Origin of the sequence: Pantoea sp. MBLJ3, assembly GCF_000816655.1 — a bacterium.
Lineage (GTDB): Bacteria > Pseudomonadota > Gammaproteobacteria > Enterobacterales > Enterobacteriaceae > Pantoea > Pantoea eucalypti.
In genome coordinates this window covers 1-22,147 of the sequence record NZ_JSUT01000006.1, presented here as the reverse complement: position 1 = coordinate 22,147, position 22,147 = coordinate 1, and the positions used below count along the sequence as shown (strand labels likewise).

At 50.7% G+C, this 22,147-nt stretch carries 38 protein-coding genes and 1 pseudogene; 4 read left to right on the top strand and 35 right to left on the bottom strand.

Going from position 1 to position 22,147, the window contains the following annotated elements:
- Window positions 1-20 precede the first annotated feature (20 nt).
- From rsmB to mscL, 3 genes are all read left to right on the top strand, one after another.
- The gene (gene rsmB, locus NP77_RS13505; protein WP_003852352.1) at window positions 21-1,322 is read left to right on the top strand and encodes a 16S rRNA (cytosine(967)-C(5))-methyltransferase RsmB; all 1,302 of its coding nucleotides are present in this window, start codon (window positions 21-23) and stop codon (window positions 1,320-1,322) included.
- An 18-nt stretch (window positions 1,323-1,340) separates the two neighbouring features.
- The gene (trkA, locus tag NP77_RS13500; RefSeq protein WP_008927128.1) at window positions 1,341-2,717 is read left to right on the top strand and encodes a Trk system potassium transporter TrkA; all 1,377 of its coding nucleotides are present in this window, start codon (window positions 1,341-1,343) and stop codon (window positions 2,715-2,717) included.
- A gap of 124 nt (window positions 2,718-2,841) precedes the next feature.
- Complete coding sequence (gene mscL, locus NP77_RS13495) at window positions 2,842-3,252, top strand: large-conductance mechanosensitive channel protein MscL (RefSeq protein WP_039660534.1); 411 nt, start codon at window positions 2,842-2,844, stop codon at window positions 3,250-3,252.
- Here mscL and NP77_RS13490 read toward each other — a convergent pair.
- From NP77_RS13490 to rpsJ, 32 genes are all read right to left on the bottom strand, one after another.
- Window positions 3,199-3,486 (bottom strand): alternative ribosome-rescue factor A, encoded by a 288-nt coding sequence (locus NP77_RS13490; RefSeq protein ID WP_008927129.1) that lies wholly within the window; start codon window positions 3,484-3,486, stop codon window positions 3,199-3,201. The genes mscL and NP77_RS13490 overlap by 54 nt on opposite strands.
- A 59-nt stretch (window positions 3,487-3,545) precedes the next feature.
- Entirely contained in the window at window positions 3,546-3,962 is a 417-nt protein-coding gene (zntR, locus tag NP77_RS13485) for a Zn(2+)-responsive transcriptional regulator (protein ID WP_039660532.1), read from the bottom strand.
- Window positions 3,963-4,334 carry a DUF1992 domain-containing protein gene (locus NP77_RS13480; protein WP_039660531.1) on the bottom strand — a complete coding sequence of 124 codons (372 nt, stop codon included), beginning with the start codon at window positions 4,332-4,334 and terminating at the stop codon, window positions 3,963-3,965.
- A gap of 95 nt (window positions 4,335-4,429) precedes the next feature.
- The gene (gene rplQ / locus NP77_RS13475) at window positions 4,430-4,816 is read right to left on the bottom strand and encodes a 50S ribosomal protein L17 (protein ID WP_003850180.1); all 387 of its coding nucleotides are present in this window, start codon (window positions 4,814-4,816) and stop codon (window positions 4,430-4,432) included.
- A gap of 40 nt (window positions 4,817-4,856) precedes the next feature.
- Window positions 4,857-5,846, bottom strand: a complete 990-nt coding sequence (rpoA, locus tag NP77_RS13470) for a DNA-directed RNA polymerase subunit alpha (protein WP_003850179.1) — start codon at window positions 5,844-5,846, stop codon at window positions 4,857-4,859.
- Window positions 5,847-5,871: 25 nt separating this feature from the next.
- Window positions 5,872-6,492 (bottom strand): 30S ribosomal protein S4, encoded by a 621-nt coding sequence (rpsD, locus tag NP77_RS13465; RefSeq protein WP_008927131.1) that lies wholly within the window; start codon window positions 6,490-6,492, stop codon window positions 5,872-5,874.
- Window positions 6,493-6,525: 33 nt separating this feature from the next.
- Window positions 6,526-6,915, bottom strand: coding sequence for a 30S ribosomal protein S11 (gene rpsK / locus NP77_RS13460; RefSeq protein ID WP_004160563.1), 390 nt, complete (start codon window positions 6,913-6,915; stop codon window positions 6,526-6,528).
- A 16-nt stretch (window positions 6,916-6,931) separates the two neighbouring features.
- Window positions 6,932-7,288, bottom strand: a complete 357-nt coding sequence (gene rpsM, locus NP77_RS13455) for a 30S ribosomal protein S13 (RefSeq protein WP_003850176.1) — start codon at window positions 7,286-7,288, stop codon at window positions 6,932-6,934.
- Between the two features lie 146 nt (window positions 7,289-7,434).
- Window positions 7,435-7,551 (bottom strand): 50S ribosomal protein L36, encoded by a 117-nt coding sequence (gene rpmJ, locus NP77_RS23025; protein ID WP_004160566.1) that lies wholly within the window; start codon window positions 7,549-7,551, stop codon window positions 7,435-7,437.
- A 32-nt stretch (window positions 7,552-7,583) separates the two neighbouring features.
- Window positions 7,584-8,915 carry a preprotein translocase subunit SecY gene (gene secY, locus NP77_RS13450; RefSeq protein WP_003850175.1) on the bottom strand — a complete coding sequence of 444 codons (1,332 nt, stop codon included), beginning with the start codon at window positions 8,913-8,915 and terminating at the stop codon, window positions 7,584-7,586.
- 7 nt (window positions 8,916-8,922) lie between these two features.
- The gene (rplO, locus tag NP77_RS13445) at window positions 8,923-9,357 is read right to left on the bottom strand and encodes a 50S ribosomal protein L15 (RefSeq protein ID WP_003850168.1); all 435 of its coding nucleotides are present in this window, start codon (window positions 9,355-9,357) and stop codon (window positions 8,923-8,925) included.
- 3 nt (window positions 9,358-9,360) lie between these two features.
- Entirely contained in the window at window positions 9,361-9,540 is a 180-nt protein-coding gene (rpmD, locus tag NP77_RS13440) for a 50S ribosomal protein L30 (protein ID WP_003850166.1), read from the bottom strand.
- 5 nt (window positions 9,541-9,545) lie between these two features.
- The gene (gene rpsE, locus NP77_RS13435) at window positions 9,546-10,046 is read right to left on the bottom strand and encodes a 30S ribosomal protein S5 (RefSeq protein WP_003850164.1); all 501 of its coding nucleotides are present in this window, start codon (window positions 10,044-10,046) and stop codon (window positions 9,546-9,548) included.
- Window positions 10,047-10,060: 14 nt separating this feature from the next.
- Window positions 10,061-10,414 (bottom strand): 50S ribosomal protein L18, encoded by a 354-nt coding sequence (rplR, locus tag NP77_RS13430; protein WP_003850163.1) that lies wholly within the window; start codon window positions 10,412-10,414, stop codon window positions 10,061-10,063.
- Window positions 10,415-10,423: 9 nt separating this feature from the next.
- Window positions 10,424-10,957: a 50S ribosomal protein L6 gene (gene rplF / locus NP77_RS13425; protein ID WP_003850161.1), complete on the bottom strand. Its 534-nt coding sequence runs from the start codon at window positions 10,955-10,957 to the stop codon at window positions 10,424-10,426.
- 13 nt (window positions 10,958-10,970) lie between these two features.
- The gene (gene rpsH / locus NP77_RS13420) at window positions 10,971-11,363 is read right to left on the bottom strand and encodes a 30S ribosomal protein S8 (protein ID WP_003850158.1); all 393 of its coding nucleotides are present in this window, start codon (window positions 11,361-11,363) and stop codon (window positions 10,971-10,973) included.
- 32 nt (window positions 11,364-11,395) lie between these two features.
- On the bottom strand, window positions 11,396-11,701 hold the full coding sequence (rpsN, locus tag NP77_RS13415) for a 30S ribosomal protein S14 (RefSeq protein WP_008927132.1): 306 nt from the start codon (window positions 11,699-11,701) through the stop codon (window positions 11,396-11,398).
- A gap of 14 nt (window positions 11,702-11,715) precedes the next feature.
- Window positions 11,716-12,255 (bottom strand): 50S ribosomal protein L5, encoded by a 540-nt coding sequence (gene rplE, locus NP77_RS13410; RefSeq protein WP_003850155.1) that lies wholly within the window; start codon window positions 12,253-12,255, stop codon window positions 11,716-11,718.
- A 14-nt stretch (window positions 12,256-12,269) separates the two neighbouring features.
- Window positions 12,270-12,584, bottom strand: a complete 315-nt coding sequence (gene rplX / locus NP77_RS13405; RefSeq protein ID WP_003850150.1) for a 50S ribosomal protein L24 — start codon at window positions 12,582-12,584, stop codon at window positions 12,270-12,272.
- Window positions 12,585-12,594: 10 nt separating this feature from the next.
- A complete protein-coding gene (gene rplN, locus NP77_RS13400; protein ID WP_006120590.1) occupies window positions 12,595-12,966 on the bottom strand; it encodes a 50S ribosomal protein L14 in 372 nt (123 codons plus the stop codon).
- 248 nt (window positions 12,967-13,214) lie between these two features.
- Window positions 13,215-14,567 (bottom strand): 8-oxoguanine deaminase, encoded by a 1,353-nt coding sequence (locus tag NP77_RS13395; protein ID WP_039660528.1) that lies wholly within the window; start codon window positions 14,565-14,567, stop codon window positions 13,215-13,217.
- 388 nt (window positions 14,568-14,955) lie between these two features.
- Window positions 14,956-15,210: a 30S ribosomal protein S17 gene (gene rpsQ / locus NP77_RS13390; protein WP_003850147.1), complete on the bottom strand. Its 255-nt coding sequence runs from the start codon at window positions 15,208-15,210 to the stop codon at window positions 14,956-14,958.
- A complete protein-coding gene (gene rpmC / locus NP77_RS13385) occupies window positions 15,210-15,401 on the bottom strand; it encodes a 50S ribosomal protein L29 (protein ID WP_003850146.1) in 192 nt (63 codons plus the stop codon). The genes rpsQ and rpmC overlap by 1 nt, the downstream gene beginning before the upstream one ends.
- Entirely contained in the window at window positions 15,401-15,811 is a 411-nt protein-coding gene (rplP, locus tag NP77_RS13380) for a 50S ribosomal protein L16 (RefSeq protein WP_008927134.1), read from the bottom strand. The genes rpmC and rplP overlap by 1 nt, the downstream gene beginning before the upstream one ends.
- Window positions 15,812-15,823: 12 nt before the next feature.
- Entirely contained in the window at window positions 15,824-16,522 is a 699-nt protein-coding gene (rpsC, locus tag NP77_RS13375) for a 30S ribosomal protein S3 (protein WP_008927135.1), read from the bottom strand.
- 17 nt (window positions 16,523-16,539) lie between these two features.
- The gene (gene rplV, locus NP77_RS13370) at window positions 16,540-16,872 is read right to left on the bottom strand and encodes a 50S ribosomal protein L22 (protein ID WP_008927136.1); all 333 of its coding nucleotides are present in this window, start codon (window positions 16,870-16,872) and stop codon (window positions 16,540-16,542) included.
- A gap of 13 nt (window positions 16,873-16,885) precedes the next feature.
- The gene (rpsS, locus tag NP77_RS13365; protein WP_001138115.1) at window positions 16,886-17,164 is read right to left on the bottom strand and encodes a 30S ribosomal protein S19; all 279 of its coding nucleotides are present in this window, start codon (window positions 17,162-17,164) and stop codon (window positions 16,886-16,888) included.
- A 16-nt stretch (window positions 17,165-17,180) separates the two neighbouring features.
- Window positions 17,181-18,002: a 50S ribosomal protein L2 gene (rplB, locus tag NP77_RS13360; RefSeq protein WP_008927137.1), complete on the bottom strand. Its 822-nt coding sequence runs from the start codon at window positions 18,000-18,002 to the stop codon at window positions 17,181-17,183.
- Between the two features lie 17 nt (window positions 18,003-18,019).
- Window positions 18,020-18,322 (bottom strand): 50S ribosomal protein L23, encoded by a 303-nt coding sequence (gene rplW, locus NP77_RS13355; protein WP_003850708.1) that lies wholly within the window; start codon window positions 18,320-18,322, stop codon window positions 18,020-18,022.
- Window positions 18,319-18,924: a 50S ribosomal protein L4 gene (rplD, locus tag NP77_RS13350; RefSeq protein WP_003850711.1), complete on the bottom strand. Its 606-nt coding sequence runs from the start codon at window positions 18,922-18,924 to the stop codon at window positions 18,319-18,321. Before rplD ends, rplW begins: the two co-directional genes overlap by 4 nt.
- Before the next feature lie 10 nt (window positions 18,925-18,934).
- Window positions 18,935-19,564, bottom strand: coding sequence for a 50S ribosomal protein L3 (rplC, locus tag NP77_RS13345; RefSeq protein ID WP_003850712.1), 630 nt, complete (start codon window positions 19,562-19,564; stop codon window positions 18,935-18,937).
- 32 nt (window positions 19,565-19,596) lie between these two features.
- Window positions 19,597-19,908 carry a 30S ribosomal protein S10 gene (rpsJ, locus tag NP77_RS13340; protein ID WP_001181005.1) on the bottom strand — a complete coding sequence of 104 codons (312 nt, stop codon included), beginning with the start codon at window positions 19,906-19,908 and terminating at the stop codon, window positions 19,597-19,599.
- Between the two features lie 393 nt (window positions 19,909-20,301).
- On the opposite strand from rpsJ, the gene NP77_RS13335 reads away from it, so the two are divergent.
- The gene (locus NP77_RS13335) at window positions 20,302-21,075 is read left to right on the top strand and encodes an A24 family peptidase (RefSeq protein ID WP_003850715.1); all 774 of its coding nucleotides are present in this window, start codon (window positions 20,302-20,304) and stop codon (window positions 21,073-21,075) included.
- On the opposite strand, the gene bfr is transcribed toward NP77_RS13335, so the two are convergent.
- From bfr to tuf, 3 genes and pseudogenes are all read right to left on the bottom strand, one after another.
- A complete protein-coding gene (gene bfr, locus NP77_RS13330) occupies window positions 21,062-21,535 on the bottom strand; it encodes a bacterioferritin (RefSeq protein WP_008927139.1) in 474 nt (157 codons plus the stop codon). The genes NP77_RS13335 and bfr overlap by 14 nt on opposite strands.
- A 99-nt stretch (window positions 21,536-21,634) precedes the next feature.
- The gene (gene bfd, locus NP77_RS13325) at window positions 21,635-21,829 is read right to left on the bottom strand and encodes a bacterioferritin-associated ferredoxin (protein WP_008927140.1); all 195 of its coding nucleotides are present in this window, start codon (window positions 21,827-21,829) and stop codon (window positions 21,635-21,637) included.
- A 170-nt stretch (window positions 21,830-21,999) separates the two neighbouring features.
- Window positions 22,000-22,147 (bottom strand): annotated as a pseudogene (tuf, locus tag NP77_RS23020) (elongation factor Tu); the annotation flags it as partial.

Genomic DNA, 22,147 nt, shown 5'->3' with positions numbered 1-22,147 from the left:
TTGTTTGATGACAAAACCCTATGACTAAATCAATCAACCTGCGTAGCCTCTCCGCCCAACTTATTGAGCGCGTTGTCGACAAGGGCGAATCCCTGAACACGGCACTGCCTGCCGCTCAGAAAAAACTCTCTGACAAAGATAGCGCGTTAGTGCAGGAGATCTGTTTTGGCGTGTTGCGTACATTACCGCAGCTTGAAGCGCTAATCGGTAAACTGATGGCGCGTCCCCTTACCGGTAAACAGCGGGTTCTGCACTATCTGATCATGGTCGGGCTTTACCAGCTGGAATATACACGCGTGCCTGCTCACGCCGCACTGGCAGAAACTGTCGCAGGGGCCGAAGTCCTGAAGCGCACCAGCCTGAAAGGCTTATTAAATGGTGTATTACGCCAGTTTCAGCGCCAGCGCGAAGAGCTGCTCGCCAGCATTCAGGATGGCCCGCAGCGGTATCTGCATCCGGGATGGCTGCTAAAGCGATTGCAGCATGCCTGGCCAGAACAGTGGCAGCAGATCGTCGAAGCCAATAACCAGCGTCCGCCGATGTGGTTGCGGGTTAACCAACAGCACCACGAACGTGATGCATGGCTGGCCCTGCTGACTGAAAGTGGCAGGAATGCACAGCCTGCTGACGATGTGCCGGATGCACTGCGGCTCGATGCCCCTGCTCCGGTCAGTCAGTTACCAGGCTTCGGGCAGGGTTGGGTGACCGTGCAGGATTTGTCCGCTCAGCGCTGTGCTTTGCTGCTTGAACCCCAAAACGGCGAACAGATTCTGGATCTATGTGCTGCACCCGGCGGTAAAACGACCCATATTCTCGAAATCGCGCCGGAAGCAGAAGTCATGGCCGTCGACGTAGATGCACAGCGCCTTAAACGCGTTGAGGAAAATCTGCAGCGACTGGGCATGAAAGCAGATGTTAAACAGGGTGATGGACGGACGCCGCAGCAGTGGTGCGGTGATCGGCAGTTTGACCGAATTCTGCTGGATGCCCCCTGCTCTGCTACCGGCGTGATCCGACGTCATCCAGACATCAAGTGGCTGCGTCGCGATCGTGATATCGCCGAGCTGGCAAAGCTTCAGTCTGAAATTCTTGATGCTGTCTGGCCGCACCTGAAACCAGGCGGTACGCTGATTTATGCTACCTGTTCCATCCTGCCTGAAGAGAATCATCAGCAGATAGATGCTTTCCTGCAGCGCCAGCACGATGCACAAGCCGTTCCCCTCAGGGATGCACTCGCGAATGGCCTACAGGTATTCCCGCAAGCCGAAGGCGGAGATGGTTTCTTCTACGCTAAGCTGATAAAGAAATCGGGTACAAACTGAGATGAGTATTGATAAGCGATGAAAATAATCATTCTGGGCGCAGGTCAGGTTGGCGGTACCCTGGCAGAAAATCTGGTCGGTGAAAACAACGATATCACGGTGGTGGATACCGACTCTTCACGCCTGCGTCATCTGCAGGATAAATTCGATCTGCGCGTCGTGCAGGGTCATGGTTCTCATCCGCGCATTTTGCGGGAAGCAGGCGCGGAAGATGCCGACATGCTGGTAGCCGTTACCAACTCCGACGAAACCAACATGATTGCCTGTCAGATTGCTTATTCGCTTTTCAATACGCCGAACCGTATAGCCCGGATTCGCGCGGCCGACTATCTGCGTGATGCGGACAAGTTATTTATTCCTGAAGCGGTGCCCATTGATCACCTGATCTCACCGGAACAGTTGGTCATCGAAAATATCTACCGTTTAATCCAGTATCCTGGCGCGTTGCAGGTGGTTAACTTTGCTGAGGGCAAAGTCAGCCTTGCGGTGGTGAAAGCCTATTATGGTGGACCACTGGTGGGCAATCCGCTCTCCATCATGCGTGAGCATATGCCACACATCGATACCCGCGTAGCCGCTATCTTTCGTCAGGACCGGCCCATTCGTCCGCAGGGCTCAACCATTGTAGAAGCGGGTGATGAAGTCTTTTTCATCGCCGCCAGCCAGAACATTCGTGCCGTAATGAGCGAGATGCAACGGCTGGAGAAACCCTACAAGCGGATTATGCTGGTGGGTGGCGGTAACATTGGTTTCGGTCTGGCACAGCGTCTTGAGAAACATTACAGCGTTAAGCTGATTGAACGTAATGCTCAGCGCGCAGCCGAACTTGCAGAACATCTGCATGACACGGTAGTTTTTTATGGCGATGCGTCCGATCAGGAGTTGCTGGCGGAAGAGCACGTTGAGCAGGTTGATCTGTTTATTGCCGTCACCAATGATGATGAAGCCAACATCATGTCAGCCATGCTGGCAAAAAAGATGGGGGCGAAGAAAGTTATGGTGCTTATACAGCGTCGTGCGTATGTCGATCTGGTGCAGGGCAGCGTCATCGATATTGCTATTTCACCTCAGCAGGCCACTATCTCTGCTCTGCTGGGCCATGTGCGCAAAGCAGATATCGTGGGTGTATCGTCACTGCGACGCGGTATTGCAGAGGCAATCGAAGCAATAGCGCATGGTGACGAATCCACTTCACGCGTGGTCGGCCGTTCAATTGATGATATCAAATTACCGCCAGGGACCATTATCGGCGCAGTGGTTCGCGGTGACGATGTGATGATTGCCAATGATAATCTGCGTATTGAACAAGGAGATCATGTCATCATGTTCCTCACCGACAAGAAATTTGTCTCAGACGTTGAACGTCTCTTTCAGCCGAGTCCATTTTTCCTGTAAATGCCGCATTTACAGGCATAAAAAGTACGAGACGCGTGAAAGTGCCGCTTAAATCGCTGAGTTGATGGCAAAAACAGTAAGGTTTGTTAAACTTTATGGCATTGGCTTAGGCAAGGAGATAAGTATGAGTTTAATCAAAGAGTTTCGCGATTTCGCGATGCGCGGTAATGTGATGGATCTCGCCGTCGGTGTTATCATCGGTGCGGCCTTCGGGAAAATCGTTTCATCGCTGGTCGCCAACATCATTATGCCACCATTGGGCTTGCTGATCGGTGGTGTCGACTTTAAATCATTCCAGTGGGTACTTAAGCCCGCAGTTGGTGATGCGCCAGCCGTTGTAATGCAATACGGTATCTTCCTTCAGACCATCTTCGATTTCGTCATCATCGCTTTCGCAATCTTCATGGCGATCAAGTTAATGAACCGTCTGTATAAGAAAAAGGAAGTTGAAAAGCCCGTTGCGAAACCAACGAGCGAAGAATTACTGCTGACTGAAATCCGCGATCTGCTTAAACAGCAAAACACGCGGGTATAGTTGATAAGCCGCCGCACAGGCGGTTTTTTTAACCGTAAAAGCAGAAGGGCAGTGATAAGACGCTTTCTTATCACTGCCCTCCCATCCCGTCCCCTTTCCATGTTTCTCTTTCCGTTTAAAACTGCCTTTACCCTTTTGCTTCTGCTCGATGCGCTGCCGAAATAACGGGTCGTGTAAGAGGGCCTGAATCGCGTTGTCGCGAATTTGCCCTTTGGTGTGCTGATATTTACTCATGATGCCTCCTGTTTATAAGGCCTGATACTTTATTCTTTTGCAGCAAAATAACAATATCCTTATTTGCTTAAAGCCTCTCCCCGCTCCAGTGCCTCAAGAATTGAGCACGAAACGCTAGTGTGGCTGTCTCCACAACAGGCATCCGAGAGATGTCGCAGAGAACGCTGCATCGTTTCTAATTCTGCGATCATTTGAGCAACTTCATTCAGCCGTTTTTCAACGATCGCTTTTGATTCCTGACAGGTGTGATGCACAGGATCGACCCGGATCGAGAGCAGCTCTCTGATGGCTTCAAGGCTAAAGCCGAGTTTGCGCCCGTAGCGAATAAATTTCAGACGCTGAAGATCACTCTCGCTATAAAGTCGAAAACCGCCTTCTGTCCGACCATCATGATCCATCATCTGTTGTTTTTCATAGAAGCGAATCGTGTCTGGCGTGACATCTGCAAGCTTAGCTAGCTGGCCAATGCGAAACATTTACTTCTCCTCACGGAAATGATTGTGGATGGCTGCGGCATAACGGCCATGAAGAAAATCGGTGCTCATTCCAGCCTGGCGTAATCTCAGTGTCAGCACCTGAAGTCGATTACGCTGATCCTGATATCGGGGATCGGCAGGATCGAGCTGACAAATAAGATCGTTAACTTCCATGGCTTCGCGTCTTAACTCAAGTTCAGGCGGCAGAAATCCTGAATTTTTGAGCAACCGGTAACCTGCTCTTAATTCGGGCGGAACATGGCTGTCATCATCCAGCTGCAGTGGCTTACCTGAGCCAGGAAGATTACTCAGCTCGCCTTTTTCTAACGCTGCTTTGATATGCTGTTCAGCAAGTTCATCAACCAGCCACATAGTTAGCTCCTTTGAACATGAAAGACTACGTTCTAAGGTAATAAATTGCAGGCAATAAAAAACCCGCCGAAGCGGGTTTTTTACGTTGCTACAGATTACTCTGCAGCTGCTTCTGCTTGAGCTTCTGGACGATCAACGAGCTCGATGTAAGCCATCGGAGCGTTGTCACCAGCACGGAAGCCACACTTCAGAATACGAGTGTAACCACCGGCACGGCTCGCGAAACGCGGGCCTAACTCATTAAACAGTTTTGCCACGATCTCGTTATCACGAGTACGGGCGAATGCCAGACGACGATTAGCTACGCTGTCGGTCTTGGCAAGAGTAATCAGCGGCTCAACTACGCGACGCAGTTCTTTGGCTTTCGGCAGAGTCGTTTTGATGATCTCATGACGAACCAGAGAACCGGCCATGTTGCGGAACATAGCCTGACGATGGCTGCTGTTGCGGTTCAGTTGACGACCACTCTTACGATGGCGCATGACCTTATCCTTCTCAGTGAAACCTTAACCTGTGATCTGATTATTCATCAGCAATGCTTGCTGGCGGCCAGTTCTCAAGGCGCATGCCCAGAGAAAGACCACGCGAAGCCAGCACATCTTTAATCTCGGTAAGAGATTTTTTACCAAGGTTAGGCGTTTTAAGCAGCTCAACCTCGGTACGCTGTACCAGATCACCGATGTAGTGGATAGCTTCTGCCTTAAGGCAGTTAGCAGAGCGGACAGTCAATTCCAGATCGTCAACAGGGCGCAGCAGGATCGGATCGAATTCTGGTTTCTCTTCTTTAACTTCCGGCTGACGTACATCACGTAAGTCAACGAAAGCTTCAAGTTGTTCAGCCAGAATGGTTGCCGCACGACGAATCGCCTCTTCAGGATCGATTGTGCCGTTGGTTTCCATTTCGATGACCAGCTTGTCCAGGTCGGTGCGCTGCTCTACACGCGCTGCTTCAACATTGTAGGCGATACGGTCTACAGGGCTGTAGCAAGCGTCAACTAACAGGCGGCCGATTGGGCGCTCATCTTCTTCCGAATGAATTCGGGCAGAAGCCGGCACATAGCCACGTCCACGCTGAACTTTGATACGCATGCTGATAGCAGCGTTCTCATCGGTCAGATGGCAAATGACATGCTGAGGCTTGACGATTTCGACATCACCATCATGGGTAATGTCGGCTGCAGTCACAGGGCCAATGCCAGATTTATTCAGGGTCAGAATAACTTCATCTTTACCCTGAACTCTTACCGCCAGCCCTTTCAGGTTGAGCAGGATTTCCAGGATATCTTCCTGTACGCCCTCTTTGGTGCTGTACTCATGAAGTACACCATCAATTTCAACCTCGGTCACCGCGCAACCCGGCATGGATGAAAGCAGAATACGGCGCAGTGCGTTACCAAGAGTATGGCCAAAGCCACGCTCTAAAGGCTCAAGGGTCACCTTGGCGTGCGTCGAACTCACTTGCTCGATATCTACCAGGCGCGGTTTTAGAAACTCTGTCACAGAACCCTGCATTGTGTCCTCTCTTTGGTACTAAGCCTTACTTGGAGTAAAGCTCGACGATCAGGTGTTCGTTAATGTCCGCAGACAGATCAGTACGTTCAGGAATACGCTTGAACACACCTTCCATCTTAGTCGCATCAACTTCCAGCCAGGTTGGCTTTTCACGCTGCTCAGCCAGCTCCAGAGCGGCCTTCACGCGAGATTGCTTTTTGGCTTTCTCACGGATGCTAACGACATCATTCGGAGATACCTGATAAGAAGCGATGTTAACAACGCGGCCATTTACCAGAACAGACTTATGGCTCACCAGCTGACGTGCTTCTGCACGAGTGGCACCAAAGCCCATACGATAAACTACGTTGTCCAGACGACCTTCCAGCAGAGCCAACAGGTTTTCACCGGTGTTGCCTTTCAGACGAGCTGCTTCTTTATAATAGTTACGGAACTGACGCTCCAGCACGCCGTAGATACGACGAACTTTCTGCTTTTCACGTAACTGACCGCCGTAATCAGACAGACGCGGTTTACGCGCACCATGCTGACCAGGGGCTTGTTCAATCTTACACTTGGAATCAATCGCGCGAACGCCAGACTTAAGGAATAAGTCAGTGCCCTCACGACGGCTCAGCTTGAGCTTAGGACCCAAATATCTTGCCATTTTCTTTCTCCAACTATCCTAAAAAAACGGGCGTTATACGCGACGTTTTTTCGGCGGACGACAACCGTTATGAGGGATCGGAGTCACATCAGTAATATTAGTGATGCGGAAACCAGCGGCGTTCAAAGCACGAATCGTAGATTCGCGTCCTGGACCCGGACCCTTTACCATAACTTCCAGGTTCTTAATTCCGTAATCTTTTACCGCTTCTGCACAGCGCTCTGCAGCGACCTGAGCAGCAAACGGAGTGGATTTACGTGAACCGCGGAAACCGGAACCACCGGCGGTTGCCCAACCCAGTGCGTTACCCTGACGATCAGTAATGGTAACGATGGTGTTGTTAAAAGAAGCATGGACATGAGCCACGCCATCTGAGACTTGTTTTCTTACACGCTTGCGTGCACGAACTGGTGCCTTTGCCATTATTTACTCACCCCGATTATTTCTTGATCGGTTTACGCGGACCCTTACGGGTACGTGCGTTGGTCTTAGTACGCTGACCGCGAACCGGAAGACCACGACGATGGCGCAAACCACGGTAGCAACCAAGGTCCATAAGACGCTTGATGCTCAGGGTGATTTCACGGCGCAGATCACCTTCTACAACGAATTTCGCAACTGCATCACGCAGCTGATCAATTTGTTCTTCAGACAGCTCACTGATCTTAACATTTTCAGCAATACCCGTTGAAGCGCAGATGGCTTTTGAACGGGTTTTACCGATACCGAAGATCGAAGTTAATGCGATAACGGTATGTTTTTGATCAGGAATGTTAATGCCTGCTATACGGGCCACTATGCACTCCTATAATTAAACAAGCACGTCCCATGCTGAAAAGCCCGTTTTCAGGATACTCAAATGGAAACGCACTGACATACAAAAGATTGGCTGGCTAATCTAGCCAGCTCAACCCGACTTTGCAAGAAAAATATGTGACAAAATCAGCCTTGGCGCTGTTTATGCTTAGGCTCGGCGCTACAAATCACACGGACGACACCGTCGCGACGAATGATTTTGCAGTTACGACATAATTTCTTGACGGAAGCACGAACTTTCATTTTTACTCTCCGTAACTTCTCAACCAACTGAATTAACGGCCGTAGCCTTTCAGGTTAGCTTTCTTCAGTGCCGACTCGTACTGACTTGACATCATCAGAGTTTGCACTTGAGCCATAAAGTCCATGATGACGACAACTACGATAAGCAGTGACGTACCGCCAAAGTAGAAGGGAACCTTCATCGCATCACGCATGAACTCCGGGATAAGGCAGATAAACGTAATGTACAGGGCACCGATTAAGGTCAGTCGCGTCATTACTTTATCAATATACTTCGCCGTTTGCTCTCCCGGACGAATTCCCGGTACGAATGCACCAGACTTCTTCAGGTTATCTGCTGTTTCACGTGGGTTGAAAACCAACGCCGTATAGAAGAAACAGAAGAAGATGATTGCAGTCGCATAGAGTAGCACATAAAGCGGCTGTCCTGGCTGCAAATACAGCGAAATTGTTGTCAGCCAGTTCCAACCGGTACCGCCCCCAAACCACGATGCAATCGTTGCCGGGAACAGAATAATGCTGGAAGCGAAGATAGCTGGAATAACACCCGCCATGTTCACTTTCAACGGTAAATGTGTGCTCTGTGCAGCGTAAACGCGACGACCCTGCTGACGTTTTGCGTAGTTCACCACAATGCGGCGTTGACCACGTTCAACGAAGATAACAAAGAAGGTCACTGCGAATACGAGTACTGCAACCAACAGCAACAGAAGGAAGTGCAGGTCGCCTTGCCGCGCTTGCTCGATGGTATGGCCAATGGCCGGCGGGAGACCCGCAACAATACCTGCGAAGATAATGATCGAAATACCGTTACCGATACCACGTTCAGTAATCTGTTCGCCCAGCCACATCAGGAACATCGTTCCCGAGACCAGACTCACAACAGCGGTAAAGTAGAAAGCAAAGCCTGGATTCATTACCAGGCCTTGCATCCCTGGCATATTCGGCAGACCGGTAGCAATACCGATCGACTGGAATATGGCCAATACCAACGTACCGTATCGGGTGTACTGGCTAATCTTACGACGGCCAGCCTCCCCTTCTTTCTTAATTTCCGCTAACGCTGGATGAACCACCGTTAATAACTGGATAATAATCGATGCCGAAATATACGGCATGATGCCCAGTGCGAAAATAGAAGCACGGCTGAGAGCACCACCAGAGAACATGTTAAACATTTCAATGATGGTGCCACGCTGTTGCTCAAGCAGTTTGGCAAGTACAGTGGCATCAATACCAGGGATTGGAATAAAAGAGCCAATACGGAAGACAATGAGTGCGCCGATTACAAACAGCAGTCTGCGTTTCAGCTCACCAAAGCCACCTTTGGCACTTTGAAAATCTAATCCCGGTTGTTTAGCCATCTGCTACTTATTCCTCGATTTTACCGCCAGCAGCTTCGATTGCAGCACGTGCACCTTTGGTGACACGCAGACCGCGAACCGTTACCGGTGTAGAAACTTCACCAGACAGAATTACTTTAACGAATTCAATCTGAACACCGACAATGTTGGCTGCTTTCAGCGCGTTCAGGTCGACGATACCGCCTTCAACTTTCGCCAGATCAGACAGACGAATCTCTGTGGTGATCATTGCTTTGCGAGAGGTGAAACCGAACTTCGGCAGACGACGGTACAGAGGCATCTGACCACCTTCGAAACCGCGACGTACGCCACCGCCAGAACGTGAGTTCTGACCTTTGTGACCACGACCACCGGTTTTTCCGAGGCCAGAACCGATACCACGACCCAGACGCTTGGTAGCGTGCTTAGACCCTTCGGCCGGAGACAGAGTATTTAAACGCATCTCTTACTCCTCCACTTTAACCATATAGGAAACCGCGTTGACCATACCGCGTACTGCTGGCGTGTCTTCACGCTCAACGGTGTGGCCAATACGACGCAGACCCAGGCCAACCAGAGTGGCTTTATGCTTAGGCAAGCGGCCGATTGAACTACGGGTTTGAGTGATTTTAATAGTCTTAGCCATCGTGATTACCCCAGAATTTCTTCAACGGATTTACCACGCTTAGCAGCGACCATTTCCGGAGATTTCATATTGCCCAGGCCATCGATAGTTGCACGAACCACGTTAATCGGGTTTGTAGAACCATACGCTTTTGCCAGTACGTTATGAACTCCAGCGACTTCCAGAACGGCGCGCATTGCACCACCGGCAATAATACCGGTACCTTCTGAAGCCGGCTGCATGAACACGCGGGAACCCGTGTGTGCACCTTTAACTGGGTGCTGCAGGGTGCCGTTGGTCAGCGCGACGTTAACCATGTTGCGACGGGCTTTCTCCATCGCTTTCTGGATCGCTGCTGGAACTTCACGCGCTTTACCGTAACCAAAACCTACGCGACCATTACCATCGCCTACCACAGTCAGTGCTGTGAAGGAGAAGATACGACCACCTTTAACAGTTTTAGAAACACGGTTTACCGCGATCAGTTTTTCCTGCAGTTCGCCAGCTTGTTTCTCGATGTGTGCCATCTTAGACCTCTACCTTAGAACTGAAGGCCAGCTTCACGGGCAGCATCTGCCAGTGCCTGGACGCGACCATGATATTGGAAACCGGAACGGTCGAAAGAAACACCAGTGATGCCTTTTTCGATTGCGCGTTCTGCGATAGCTTTACCTACTGCAGCTGCGGCTTCTTTATTACCGGTATACTTCAGTTGTTCAGTGATAGCTTTTTCTACAGTAGAAGCAGCGACCAGAACTTCGGAACCGTTCGGGGCGATTACCTGTGCGTAAATATGACGCGGGGTACGATGTACCACCAGGCGAGTAGCACCCAGCTCTTTGAGCTTGCGACGTGCACGGGTCGCACGACGGATACGAGCAGATTTCTTATCCATAGTGTTACCTTACTTCTTCTTAGCCTCTTTGGTACGCACGACTTCGTCGGCGTAACGGACACCCTTGCCTTTATAAGGCTCAGGACGACGGTAGGCGCGCAGGTCCGCTGCAACCTGACCAATCAGCTGTTTATCAGCGCCTTTCAGCACGATCTCAGTCTGAGTTGGACATTCTGCAGTGATACCCGCGGGCAGCTGGTGATCGACTGGATGAGAAAAGCCCAGAGACAGGTTGACCACGTCGCCTTTAACGGCTGCACGATAACCTACACCAACCAGCTGCAGCTTCTTAGTGAAGCCTTCGGTAACACCGATAACCATTGCGTTCAGCAGCGCGCGAGAAGTACCCGCCTGCGCCCAGCCGTCAACGAAACCTTCGCGCGGAGCGAAAGTCAGAGCGTTGTCAGCATGCTTAACTTCAACAGCATCATTGATAGTACGAGTCAGCTCGCCGTTTTTACCTTTAATCGAAATTACCTGACCGTTGAGTTTTACCTCTACGCCGGCAGGAACAACGACAGGTGCTTTAGCAACACGAGACATATGTATCCTCCGATTACGCTACGTAGCAGATAATTTCGCCACCAAGACCTGCCTGGCGCGCTGCACGATCAGTCATGACACCTTTAGATGTAGAAACTACAGCGATGCCCATACCGGCCATTACCTTTGGCAGCTCATCTTTTTTCTTATAGATGCGCAGACCAGGACGGCTTACTCGCTGAATGCTTTCTACAACAGCTTTGCCCTGGAAATACTTGAGAGTAAGTTCCAGTTCCAGCTTGATGTCGCCTTCGATTTTGAAATCTTCAATATATCCTTCTTCCTTCAGAACGTTGGCAATTGCCAATTTCAGCTTGGAGGAAGGCATGGTGACCGCAACTTTGTTTGCGGCCTGACCGTTACGGATACGGGTCAGCATATCCGCGATCGGATCTTGCATGCTCATCTGTGTTACTCCCGTGATTCAATTGGTGACAATTACCAGCTAGCCTTTTTCAGGCCCGGGATTTCACCGCGCATGGCGGCTTCGCGGACCTTGATACGGCTCAACCCAAACTTCCGCAGGAAACCGTGCGGACGACCTGTTTGACGGCAGCGGTTACGCTGACGCGAAGGGCTGGAATCACGCGGCAGACTCTGCAGCTTCAGAACAGCATCCCAACGATCTTCGTCGGAAGCGTTCACATCAGAGATGATCGCTTTCAGTTCAGCGCGTTTAGCGAAGAATTTGTCTGCTAATTTTGCACGCTTAACTTCGCGTGCTTTCATAGATTGCTTAGCCATTAAGTAACCCTACCTTACTTACGGAACGGGAAGTCAAAGGCAGCCAGCAGAGCACGGCCTTCATCATCAGATTTCGCAGTAGTGGTAATGGTGATATCCAAACCACGAACGCGATCGACTTTGTCGTAGTCGATTTCTGGGAAGATGATCTGCTCACGTACACCCATGCTGTAGTTGCCACGACCATCGAATGACTTAGCGGACAAGCCACGGAAGTCACGGATACGTGGAACAGCAATGGTGACCAGACGCTCAAAGAACTCCCACATGCGCTCGCCACGCAGAGTTACTTTACAGCCGATCGGATAGCCCTGACGGATTTTGAAGCCTGCAACTGATTTGCGTGCTTTGGTGACCAGCGGTTTTTGACCGGAGATTGCTGCCAGGTCAGCTGCTGCGTTATCCAGCAGTTTCTTGTCAGCGATCGCTTCACCAACACCCATGTTCAGGGTGATCTTCTCGACCCGAGGGACTTGCATGACAGAATTGTAGCCAAACTCTGTCATGAGTTTCTGGACTACTTCGTCTTTGTAGTAATCATGCAGTTTCGCCATCGTACTACTCCAAATTACTTGATAGTTTCGCTGTTAGACTTGAAGAAACGGACTTTTTTGCCGTCTTCGAATCTAAAGCCTACACGGTCAGCCTTACCAGTTGCCGCGTTGAACAGTGCAACGTTAGAAACCTGAATAGCAGCTTCTTTTTCAACGATGCCGCCTGGTTGGTTCAGGGCCGGGACCGGCTTCTGATGTTTCTTAACCAGGTTGATACCTTCAACGATGACCTTACCAGAAGACAGGACATTCTTAACTTTACCGCGCTTACCTTTATCTTTACCGGTTAACACGATAACTTCGTCGTTACGACGGATTTTAGCTGCCATTGTTCGCTCCTTAGAGTACTTCTGGTGCCAGAGAGATAATTTTCATGAACTTTTCAGTACGAAGTTCACGAGTTACCGGCCCAAAAATACGCGTACCGATAGGCTGCTCACTGTTATTGTTCAGAATAACGCATGCATTACCATCGAAGCGAATGACAGAACCGTCCGGGCGACGAACACCCTTCCTGGTGCGCACCACTACCGCCTTCAGGACATCACCTTTTTTGACTTTACCACGAGGAATTGCTTCCTTGATGGTAACTTTGATGATGTCACCGACGCCTGCGTAGCGACGGTGCGAGCCACCCAGAACCTTGATACACATTACGCGACGTGCACCGGAGTTGTCGGCGACGTTCAGCATAGTCTGTTCTTGGATCATTTTAGTGCTCCGCTAATGTCAACTACTACTTCGGGACCTAAACCTCAGGTCGTTAGAAAGCCCCATAATTGAGGGCGCGGCATTGTAACACCGGTTCTCACAGATGGGTAGAAAAAATAAACGGCTCTCAATCGAGCCGCTGATTTTCCCTGATGACAGGGAGGGCGTATTCTAGGGAATAGTGCGAACAGTAGCAAATGTAATCTGCCTTATTTTTCGTCGCCTTCCAAATTAAGTGCCCTTCTGACTCAATCAACCAGCTTTCTGGCTAGTTGGTTATGCTGACGCAGTACGGCTGGCAGGTCAATTCCGGCCAGTTCTCCGTTACGCACCCTGACTTTACCGTTAATGATGCTGTAAGCGACCTGGCCGGGATTACAGAATACCAGCGCAGCAACGGGATCGTGCCCTGCCCCGGCAAGACCAATGCGATTGAGGTCAAAAATAGCCAAATCAGCCATCATGCCCGGCGCAATAGCGCCCACGTCATTGCGATTCAGCACTTTTGCTCCCCCCAGCGTCGCCAGTTCGAGTGCCTGACGCGCCGTCATCGCATCCGGGCCGAACCCCACGCGTTGCAGCAGCATGGCCTGACGTACTTCTGCCATCATATCTGCGCTGTCATTGGAGGCAGAACCATCCACCCCCAAACCGACATGTACTCCGGCATCGCACATGTGCCTTATCGGCGCAATGCCCGAGCCGAGACGCATGTTTGAGCACGGACAGTGCGCGATACCTGTCCCTGTACGTGCAAATAACTCAATACCGGGCTGATCCAGTTTGACGCAGTGTGCATGCCAGACATCCGGGCCTACCCAGCCGAGGTCTTCAACATACTGCGCGGGTGTCATGTTGAACTTTTCGCGGCTATATTGGATATCACTGTCATTCTCCGCCAGATGCGTATGCAGAGAGACGTTGAAGCTGCGTGCCAGTGCTGCGGATTGCTTCATCAGCTCACGGCTGACCGAGAACGGTGAACATGGCGCAACCACAATGCGTAGCATCGAGCCATAGCTGTCATCGTGATAGCGCTCAATCACCCGCTGCGTATCCTTCAGAATGGCTGCTTCACTCTCAACCAGCGAATCGGGCGGCAGGCCACCCTGGGATTGACCGACACTCATGCTGCCCCGGCTCGCATGGAAACGCATACCCATTAAGGATGCGGCTTCAATGCTGTCGTCAAGCTTACAACCATTAGGGTAAACATAGAGGTGGTCACTGGTGGTGGTGCAGCCGGAGAGGATCAGCTCGGCCATTGAGACCTGCGTTGACACCTGAATCATCCCGGGCGTTAAATTCTGCCACAGTGGATAGAGGTGAGTCAGCCAGTTGAACAGTTCACCATTTTGCACCGCAGGAATAGCGCGGGTCAGGCTCTGGTACATATGGTGATGCGTATTGATCAGGCCTGGAATAACAATGTGTCCCTGGAGATCAATCACCTCGTCGGCGTTATCAGGTAATGAGTCTGCTTCTCCAACCGCAGCAATTTGATTTCCTTTTATCAAAATACTGGCGTGTCGTATTTCCTGACGGTCAGCATCCATGCAGACCACATAGTCGGCATTCTTCAGTAACAGCGTTCGTGTCATAAACTTGCCTGTGGGTTGTCAGTGGTTATGTGCTATCCGATATTAGCGGCAAGTTTTTGGCTGAGACAATAGCAGGCAGTGCAGTGACAGTTGCTGGGGTGACAGGTAGTGCGGTGAACGGTGAAAACGTTCAACGGTAGCCGACACAATCAATCATGACTCTCCATTTTCAAGACTCATCACTTCCCTGGCGATGATAAACCGCTCGCTCCCGTGTGGCATTTTCAGGTCGCATTGACTGATGAACCGCAGGACCCACGGGCTCCCCGTTAAATTTGTGAACGCTATCAGACTTGTACAACCACTGGCATGAATGGAACAGGCCAGATACCAGGCAAAAAAAAACCCCCTGCCGAAGCAGAGGGTTTCTCAGAAAAAACAATTCTTATTACAGAACCGCTTTCTCGATTACGCGAACCAGGGTCCAGGATTTAGTCTTGGACAGTGGACGGCATTCGCGGATTTCTACCACGTCACCAATTCCACATTCATTGTTCTCGTCATGGATGTGCAGCTTAGTCGTACGTTTGATGAATTTGCCGTAGATCGGGTGTTTCACAAAACGTTCGATAGCAACAACTGCAGATTTCTGCATTTTGTCACTTACTACACGACCCTGCAGAGTACGGATTTTATCGGTCATTACGAACCCGCCTTCTCAGTCAGTAAAGTCTTAACGCGTGCAACATCACGGCGCACCTGTTTCAGCAGATGGGTCTGCTGCAGTTGGCCAGATGCTGCCTGCATGCGCAGGTTAAATTGCTCACGCAGCAGATTAAGCAGCTCAGTGTTCAGCTCTTCAACGCTTTTTTCACGCAGCTCTGTTGCTTTCATTACATCACCGTCTTAGTTACAAAGGTGGTTTTGATAGGCAGTTTTGCTGCTGCCAGCTTGAATGCTTCACGGGCCAGCTCTTCTGGTACGCCGTCCATTTCATACAGGACTTTACCAGGCTGGATCAGGGCAACCCAATACTCTACGTTACCCTTACCTTTACCCATACGCACTTCCAGCGGCTTCTCGGTGATCGGTTTGTCCGGGAATACTCGGATCCAGATCTTACCTTGACGCTTAACTGCACGGGTCATAGCACGACGTGCTGCTTCGATCTGACGAGCAGTCAGACGACCACGGCCAACAGCTTTCAGACCGAAAGTACCGAAGCTGACATCCGTACCCGCAGCCAGACCGCGGTTACGGCCTTTGTGCACCTTACGGAATTTCGTACGCTTTGGTTGTAACATCAGCGACTCTCCTTACTTACGGCCTTTACGCTGCTGCTTTTTAGGTTGAGCAGCCGGTTCCGGTTGTTCAACAGCAGCCATACCACCCAGGATCTCACCTTTGAAGATCCATACCTTAACGCCGATTACACCATAAGTGGTGTGCGCTTCAGAGGTGTTGTAGTCAATGTCAGCACGCAGTGTGTGCAATGGCACGCGACCTTCACGATACCATTCGGTACGTGCGATCTCGGCGCCACCCAGACGGCCGCTAACTTCGACTTTAATACCCTTCGCGCCAAGACGCATGGCGTTCTGAACCGCACGCTTCATAGCACGACGGAACATCACACGACGCTCCAGCTGTGAAGTGATGCTGTCAGCTACCAGTTTCGCGTCCAGTTCCGGCTTGCGGACTTCGGCGATATTAATCTGTGCAGGAACGCCAGCGATTTTCGCGACGACCGTGCGCAGTTTTTCTACATCTTCGCCTTTCTTACCGATGACGATGCCCGGACGAGCGGTGTGAATAGTCACACGGATGCTCTTCGCAGGACGCTCGATAACGATACGAGAGACAGATGCTTTAGCCAGTTCCTTAGTCAGGAACTGACGTACTTTAAAATCGCTGTCCAGGTTGTCAGCGAATTCATTGGTGTTCGCAAACCAGGTAGAGTTCCATGGTTTTACAATACCCAGGCGAATACCATTAGGATGTACTTTCTGACCCATTGCTAGTCTCCAGAGTCTCAGCGATCGGACACAACCACAGTAATGTGGCTGGTGCGCTTCAGGATGCGATCTGCACGACCTTTGGCACGCGGCATAATGCGTTTCATGGTCGGACCTTCATCAACGAAAATTTTCGTGATTTTCAGATCGTCGATATCAGCGCCATCGTTGTGTTCGGCGTTAGCAATGGCAGATTCCAGAACTTTTTTGACCAGTACAGCCGCTTTCTTATTGGTGTAGGTCAAAATGTCCAGTGCCTGCGACACTTTCTTACCGCGAATCAGGTCAGCAACAAGGCGAACCTTCTGAGCAGAAGAACGAGCGTGGCGATGTTGAGCTAAAGTTTCCATCTCTTCCTCCTACTTATTTCTTCTTGGCTTTTTTATCAGCCGCGTGACCGCGATAAGTACGTGTCGGCGCGAATTCACCCAGTTTGTGACCAACCATTTCGTCGGAAACAAAGACAGGAACGTGCTGACGACCATTATGGACAGCGATGGTCAAACCGATCATGTTAGGAAAGATCGTTGAACGACGGGACCAAGTGCGCAAAGGCTTCTTGTCACCGCTTTCCACCGCTTTCTCTACCTTCTTCAGCAAGTGCAGGTCAATAAAAGGACCTTTCTTGAGAGAACGTGGCATGGCTTATCCTCTAATATTATTTGCTACGGCGACGTACGATAAACTTATCGGTACGCTTGTTGCTACGGGTCTTCTTACCTTTGGTCTGAACGCCCCACGGAGTTACCGGGTGCTTACCAAAGTTACGACCTTCACCACCACCGTGCGGGTGATCAACTGGGTTCATCGCGGTACCACGAACGGTCGGACGAACACCACGCCAACGGGCTGCACCGGCTTTACCCAGAACGCGAAGCATGTGCTCAGCGTTGCCGACTTCGCCCAGTGTTGCGCGGCAGTCAGACTCGACTTTACGCATTTCACCTGAACGCAGACGCAGGGTAACGTAAGAACCTTCACGCGCAACGATCTGCACGTAAGCACCAGCTGAGCGAGCAATCTGACCGCCTTTGCCTGGTTTCATTTCTACGTTATGCACGGTTGAACCCACCGGGATGTTACGCATCGGCAGAGTGTTACCTGCTTTGATCGCAGCATCAACGCCAGATTGAATCTGGTCGCCGGCTTTCAGGCCTTTAGGGGCCAGGATGTAACGGCGCTCGCCGTCTTTGTACAGAACCAGTGCGATGTTCGCAGAGCGGTTCGGATCGTACTCAAGACGTTCAACAACTGCCGGGATACCATCTTTGTTGCGTTTGAAGTCAACAATACGGTAAGCCTGCTTGTGACCACCACCGATATGACGGGTAGTGATACGACCATTGTTGTTACGGCCACCGGATTTGCTGTTTTTTTCTACCAGCGGGGCGAATGGTTTGCCCTTGTGCAGCTCCGCGTTTACCACTTTAACTACATGGCGACGACCCGGAGATGTCGGTTTACATTTAACAACTGCCATTGTCTTTCTCCTCCGACTTACTCAGCGCCGCCAGCGAAGTCCAGATTCTGGCCTTCTTTCAGGGTGACGTAAGCTTTTTTCCAGTCGCTACGACGACCGATACGCTGTCCTTGACGCTTAACTTTGCCCTTAACTACCAGGGTGTTTACGTCTTTAACTTCTACTTCGAACAGTTTCTCAACAGCAGCAACGATCTCTGCTTTGGTCGCGTCATTAGCAACTTTGAGAACGATGGTATTGGTTTTTTCCATCGCGCTAGATGCTTTTTCAGATACGTGCGGCGCGCGCAGTACTTTCAGCAGACGTTCTTCACGGATCATGCCAGCATCTCCTCAACTTGCTTAACTGCATCAGCAGTCATAACGACTTTGTCGAAGGCGATCAGGCTAACTGGGTCGATACCGGATGCATCACGCACGTCAACCTTGTACAGGTTACGCGCAGCCAGGAACAGATTCTCATCCAGTTCACCGGTGATGATCAGCACGTCTTCCAGAGCCATGTCTTTCAGTTTCTGTACCAGCAGCTTGGTTTTCGGTGCTTCTACAGCAAATGATTCGACAACGATCAGACGATCTTGACGTACCAGTTCGGACAGGATGCTTTTCAGCGCGCCGCGGTACATCTTTTTGTTAACTTTTTGACTGTGGTCCTGTGGCTTCGCAGCAAAGGTCACACCACCTGAACGCCAGATTGGGCTCTTTACAGAACCTGCACGCGCACGGCCGGTGCCTTTTTGACGCCATGGCTTTTTGCCTGAACCAGTTACTTCGGCGCGAGTTTTCTGCGCACGAGTACCCTGGCGGGCGCCAGATGCGTAAGCAACAACAACCTGGTGAACCAGCGCTTCGTTGAAATCACGACCGAAGGTAGTTTCGGAAACAGTCAGCGCGCTCTGCGCGTCTTTCAATACTAATTCCATTGCTATCCCCTTACGCCTTCACAGCTGGTTTAACGATCAGGTCGCTACCGGTAGCACCGGGAACTGCACCTTTAACCAGCAGCAGGTTGCGCTCAGCGTCAACACGTACCACGTCCAGACTCTGAACGGTTACGCGCTCATTACCCAGCTGACCTGCCATTTTCTTGCCTTTGAACACTTTGCCCGGAGTCTGGTTCTGACCGATTGAACCCGGAACGCGGTGAGACAAGGAGTTACCGTGAGTAGCGTCCTGGGTACGGAAGTTCCAGCGCTTAACGGTACCGGCGAAACCTTTACCTTTTGAGGTACCGGTTACGTCAACTTTTTTAACTTCAGCGAAAATTTCAACGCTGATGCTCTGACCTACAGAGTATTCTTCACCTTCAGCGGTGCGGAATTCCCACAGGCCACGGCCAGCTTCAACGCCAGCTTTAGCAAAATGACCAGCTTCAGGTTTGGTCACACGGTTTGCTTTTTTAGCACCGGTGGTAACCTGAATTGCCTGGTAACCATCGTTTTCCAGGCCTTTGACCTGAGTAACGCGGTTCGCTTCAACTTCGATTACGGTGACGGGGATAGAAACGCCATCTTCAGTGAAGATGCGGGTCATGCCCACTTTTTTACCGACTAAACCAATCATTGTTTCAACCTCTCAATCGCTCGATGACCTGATTAACCCAGGCTGATCTGCACGTCAACACCGGCAGCCAGATCCAGACGCATCAGAGCATCAACGGTTTTTTCAGTTGGCTCAACGATGTCTACCAGACGCTTGTGAGTGCGGATTTCGTACTGATCACGCGCATCTTTGTTAACGTGCGGAGAGATCAGAACAGTAAAACGCTCTTTGCGGGTTGGCAGCGGGATTGGACCACGAACCTGCGCACCAGTGCGCTTGGCGGTCTCAACGATTTCCGCGGTTGATTGATCGATCAGACGATGATCAAACGCTTTAAGACGGATACGGATTCTTTGGTTCTGCATGAGACCAGAGCTCCAAACTTTTTATAGACGAAAAAAATTACTACTCGAGCCCATTACGATTGATGGGAGAGTGTAATCGTTCAGCATATAACTCCACAATTGGGAGTATTGTCAGGCGGCCTAAAATTCAGCCGTCTGCGATTCTGCTCGAATCGCGCCTGCAATATCTGCAGGCCCGCGCATTATACGTAAATCTGTTCAGGAAGCAACCCGTGTTGCGCTTTTCCCTGCTAAATAGTGGCCGACGTGTGAGGCACGCGTCGCACTGAACTGCTTTAAGGCTGATAAATCATGGATTCAATTGTGAGCACATTTCCGGGGTTCCTCATTCGCAGATGACACAGAACAGCAAGCCGGTGAGAGTGTTCGTCACCTTTTACCTGGAGCTTAACCATGTCCCTGCCCTTTATTACTCAAATCGCTGTTCTGGCTGGCGGAGGTGCATTAGGAAGCTTTCTGTCTCTGGCCTGTGCGCGCTTCTCTCCTGCCCTCCCTCCTGACCAGTGGTTTGCCTCACTCTGCTTCCCCGGGTCACGGTGCACCCATTGTCAGCAGCGCCTGCTATGGCGCGATAAACTGCCTCTGGTCAGCTGGCCAGTCTTAAAAGGACGGTGTCGTTTCTGCAATCAGCTATTCAGCGAATCGAGCTTTGTCATGGAATGTCTGACTGCAATGCTCTGTCTGCTGGTGCTACAAAGCTTTACCCATTCTGCAGACGCGATTTTTATTATTGCGGCCTCTGGCCTGTTGCTACTGGTGGCGGCTATTGATTGTCGCCACTACTGTATACCCGACCCGCTGAGCTATCTGCTGCTCTGGCTGGGATTACTGCACGCCTCACTAACCGGAAATGAAACAGCGGCGATATGGGGCGCCCTGACTGGATACTGTGCGTTGTGGCTGCTTGCCTGGGGCTATCGGCTGGTAAGGGGGTTTGAAGGATTAGGCTATGGCGATATCAAGCTTTTCGCAGCGCTAGGTGCCTGCTGTGGCTGGCAGGCATTACCCTGGATTGCGCTGGGTGCTACAGTTCTGGCGTTAGCGACCATCGTGATGTTGCAACGACGGGGCGTAGTCCAGATGGACAGCCCGCTACCCTTTGGGCCGTTCCTGGCCATTGCGGGCTGGGTGATGCTTGTACTTCAGGCGCGATTCACTCTTCTTTGATTTGAGCCTGCAAATAGTTCTGGATGCCCATCCTCTGGATGAGCTCAAGCTCCGTCTCAATCCAGTCGATGTGGTGTTCTTCATCCGCCAGGATTTCAATCATCATGTCACGGCTGACGTAATCATGAACTTTATCAGCATAGGAGATAGCTTCACGAAGATCTTTAGCCCCTTCCAGCTCCAGATTCAGGTCTGAACTCAGCATCTCCTCAACGTCTTCTCCAATACGCAGACGTCCCAGATCCTGAAGATTTGGAATGCCTTCAAGAAAAAGAATGCGCTCAATATATTTGTCAGCATGCTTCATCTCATCGATTGATTCGTGATACTCCACATCATTGAGGCGCATCAGTCCCCAGTTTTTAAACATGCGTGCATGCAGAAAGTACTGGTTGATAGCAACCAGTTCATTTCCAAGCAGTTTATTGAGATGACTAATAACTTTGATATCACCCTTCATTGTTAACCCTCCGCGTCTGATTTATTAGAGCGTAGATGCGGTTAAAAAGAAGTCAAAAAAGCGTGACAGATATTGTGGGTATTCACACACCGATGTTCGTCAGGCTATCTCTTTATAGAGCGGCGGATTTTGCATCTCTTCATCCAGGATTTCACGCGCAGCACGAACGCATTTGCCGCATTGTTTGCCTACTGGCACAAACTGACGCAGTTGCTGGATAGACTCAGGCTGATAGCGACGCACGACTTCACGAAGGGTTTTATCACTGATGGCATTACAAAGGCAGACGTACATTGATTCATCACTCTGGTACATTTTCTATACACAGTGTAAATGCGAATAGTTTTTATTTCAAACCCACCCTTTGCAGGGTTATGGCTTATTCAGAGCAAAAAAAAGAGCACCGAAGTGCTCTTTTATCTGTGTTGCAGTGGCCGTTTGCACGACTACAGCAGATATCACAATTAAGCGATAACTTTAGCAACAACACCCGCGCCAACGGTACGGCCGCCTTCGCGGATTGCGAAGCGCAGACCTTCGTCCATTGCGATTGGGTGGATCAGGGTAACAACCATTTTGATGTTGTCGCCAGGCATGACCATTTCAACGCCT

Coding starts and splice junctions, on each gene's coding strand:
- rplC (WP_003850712.1), bottom strand. CDS start 19,564: ATGATTGGTTTAGTCGGTAAAAAAGTGGGCATGACCCGCATCTTCACT.
- secY (WP_003850175.1), bottom strand. CDS start 8,915: ATGGCTAAACAACCGGGATTAGATTTTCAAAGTGCCAAAGGTGGCTTT.
- rplP (WP_008927134.1), bottom strand. CDS start 15,811: ATGTTACAACCAAAGCGTACGAAATTCCGTAAGGTGCACAAAGGCCGT.
- bfd (WP_008927140.1), bottom strand. CDS start 21,829: ATGTACGTCTGCCTTTGTAATGCCATCAGTGATAAAACCCTTCGTGAA.
- rpmD (WP_003850166.1), bottom strand. CDS start 9,540: ATGGCTAAGACTATTAAAATCACTCAAACCCGTAGTTCAATCGGCCGC.
- rpsN (WP_008927132.1), bottom strand. CDS start 11,701: ATGGCTAAGCAATCTATGAAAGCACGCGAAGTTAAGCGTGCAAAATTA.
- rplE (WP_003850155.1), bottom strand. CDS start 12,255: ATGGCGAAACTGCATGATTACTACAAAGACGAAGTAGTCCAGAAACTC.
- rpsS (WP_001138115.1), bottom strand. CDS start 17,164: ATGCCACGTTCTCTCAAGAAAGGTCCTTTTATTGACCTGCACTTGCTG.
- mscL (WP_039660534.1), top strand. CDS start 2,842: ATGAGTTTAATCAAAGAGTTTCGCGATTTCGCGATGCGCGGTAATGTG.
- bfr (WP_008927139.1), bottom strand. CDS start 21,535: ATGAAGGGTGATATCAAAGTTATTAGTCATCTCAATAAACTGCTTGGA.
- rplO (WP_003850168.1), bottom strand. CDS start 9,357: ATGCGTTTAAATACTCTGTCTCCGGCCGAAGGGTCTAAGCACGCTACC.
- zntR (WP_039660532.1), bottom strand. CDS start 3,962: ATGTTTCGCATTGGCCAGCTAGCTAAGCTTGCAGATGTCACGCCAGAC.
- rpsQ (WP_003850147.1), bottom strand. CDS start 15,210: ATGACCGATAAAATCCGTACTCTGCAGGGTCGTGTAGTAAGTGACAAA.
- rpsC (WP_008927135.1), bottom strand. CDS start 16,522: ATGGGTCAGAAAGTACATCCTAATGGTATTCGCCTGGGTATTGTAAAA.
- rplX (WP_003850150.1), bottom strand. CDS start 12,584: ATGGCAGCTAAAATCCGTCGTAACGACGAAGTTATCGTGTTAACCGGT.
- NP77_RS13395 (WP_039660528.1), bottom strand. CDS start 14,567: ATGACACGAACGCTGTTACTGAAGAATGCCGACTATGTGGTCTGCATG.
- rplQ (WP_003850180.1), bottom strand. CDS start 4,816: ATGCGCCATCGTAAGAGTGGTCGTCAACTGAACCGCAACAGCAGCCAT.
- rplD (WP_003850711.1), bottom strand. CDS start 18,924: ATGGAATTAGTATTGAAAGACGCGCAGAGCGCGCTGACTGTTTCCGAA.
- rplB (WP_008927137.1), bottom strand. CDS start 18,002: ATGGCAGTTGTTAAATGTAAACCGACATCTCCGGGTCGTCGCCATGTA.
- NP77_RS13480 (WP_039660531.1), bottom strand. CDS start 4,334: ATGTGGCTGGTTGATGAACTTGCTGAACAGCATATCAAAGCAGCGTTA.
- rpsE (WP_003850164.1), bottom strand. CDS start 10,046: ATGGCACACATCGAGAAACAAGCTGGCGAACTGCAGGAAAAACTGATC.
- rpsJ (WP_001181005.1), bottom strand. CDS start 19,908: ATGCAGAACCAAAGAATCCGTATCCGTCTTAAAGCGTTTGATCATCGT.
- rpsK (WP_004160563.1), bottom strand. CDS start 6,915: ATGGCAAAGGCACCAGTTCGTGCACGCAAGCGTGTAAGAAAACAAGTC.
- rsmB (WP_003852352.1), top strand. CDS start 21: ATGACTAAATCAATCAACCTGCGTAGCCTCTCCGCCCAACTTATTGAG.
- NP77_RS13490 (WP_008927129.1), bottom strand. CDS start 3,486: ATGAGTAAATATCAGCACACCAAAGGGCAAATTCGCGACAACGCGATT.
- NP77_RS13335 (WP_003850715.1), top strand. CDS start 20,302: ATGTCCCTGCCCTTTATTACTCAAATCGCTGTTCTGGCTGGCGGAGGT.
- rplN (WP_006120590.1), bottom strand. CDS start 12,966: ATGATCCAAGAACAGACTATGCTGAACGTCGCCGACAACTCCGGTGCA.
- rpmJ (WP_004160566.1), bottom strand. CDS start 7,551: ATGAAAGTTCGTGCTTCCGTCAAGAAATTATGTCGTAACTGCAAAATC.
- rpsH (WP_003850158.1), bottom strand. CDS start 11,363: ATGAGCATGCAAGATCCGATCGCGGATATGCTGACCCGTATCCGTAAC.
- rpoA (WP_003850179.1), bottom strand. CDS start 5,846: ATGCAGGGTTCTGTGACAGAGTTTCTAAAACCGCGCCTGGTAGATATC.
- rplW (WP_003850708.1), bottom strand. CDS start 18,322: ATGATCCGTGAAGAACGTCTGCTGAAAGTACTGCGCGCGCCGCACGTA.
- trkA (WP_008927128.1), top strand. CDS start 1,341: ATGAAAATAATCATTCTGGGCGCAGGTCAGGTTGGCGGTACCCTGGCA.
- rplR (WP_003850163.1), bottom strand. CDS start 10,414: ATGGATAAGAAATCTGCTCGTATCCGTCGTGCGACCCGTGCACGTCGC.
- rpmC (WP_003850146.1), bottom strand. CDS start 15,401: ATGAAAGCAACAGAGCTGCGTGAAAAAAGCGTTGAAGAGCTGAACACT.
- rpsD (WP_008927131.1), bottom strand. CDS start 6,492: ATGGCAAGATATTTGGGTCCTAAGCTCAAGCTGAGCCGTCGTGAGGGC.
- rplF (WP_003850161.1), bottom strand. CDS start 10,957: ATGTCTCGTGTTGCTAAAGCACCTGTCGTTGTTCCTGCCGGCGTAGAG.
- rplV (WP_008927136.1), bottom strand. CDS start 16,872: ATGGAAACTTTAGCTCAACATCGCCACGCTCGTTCTTCTGCTCAGAAG.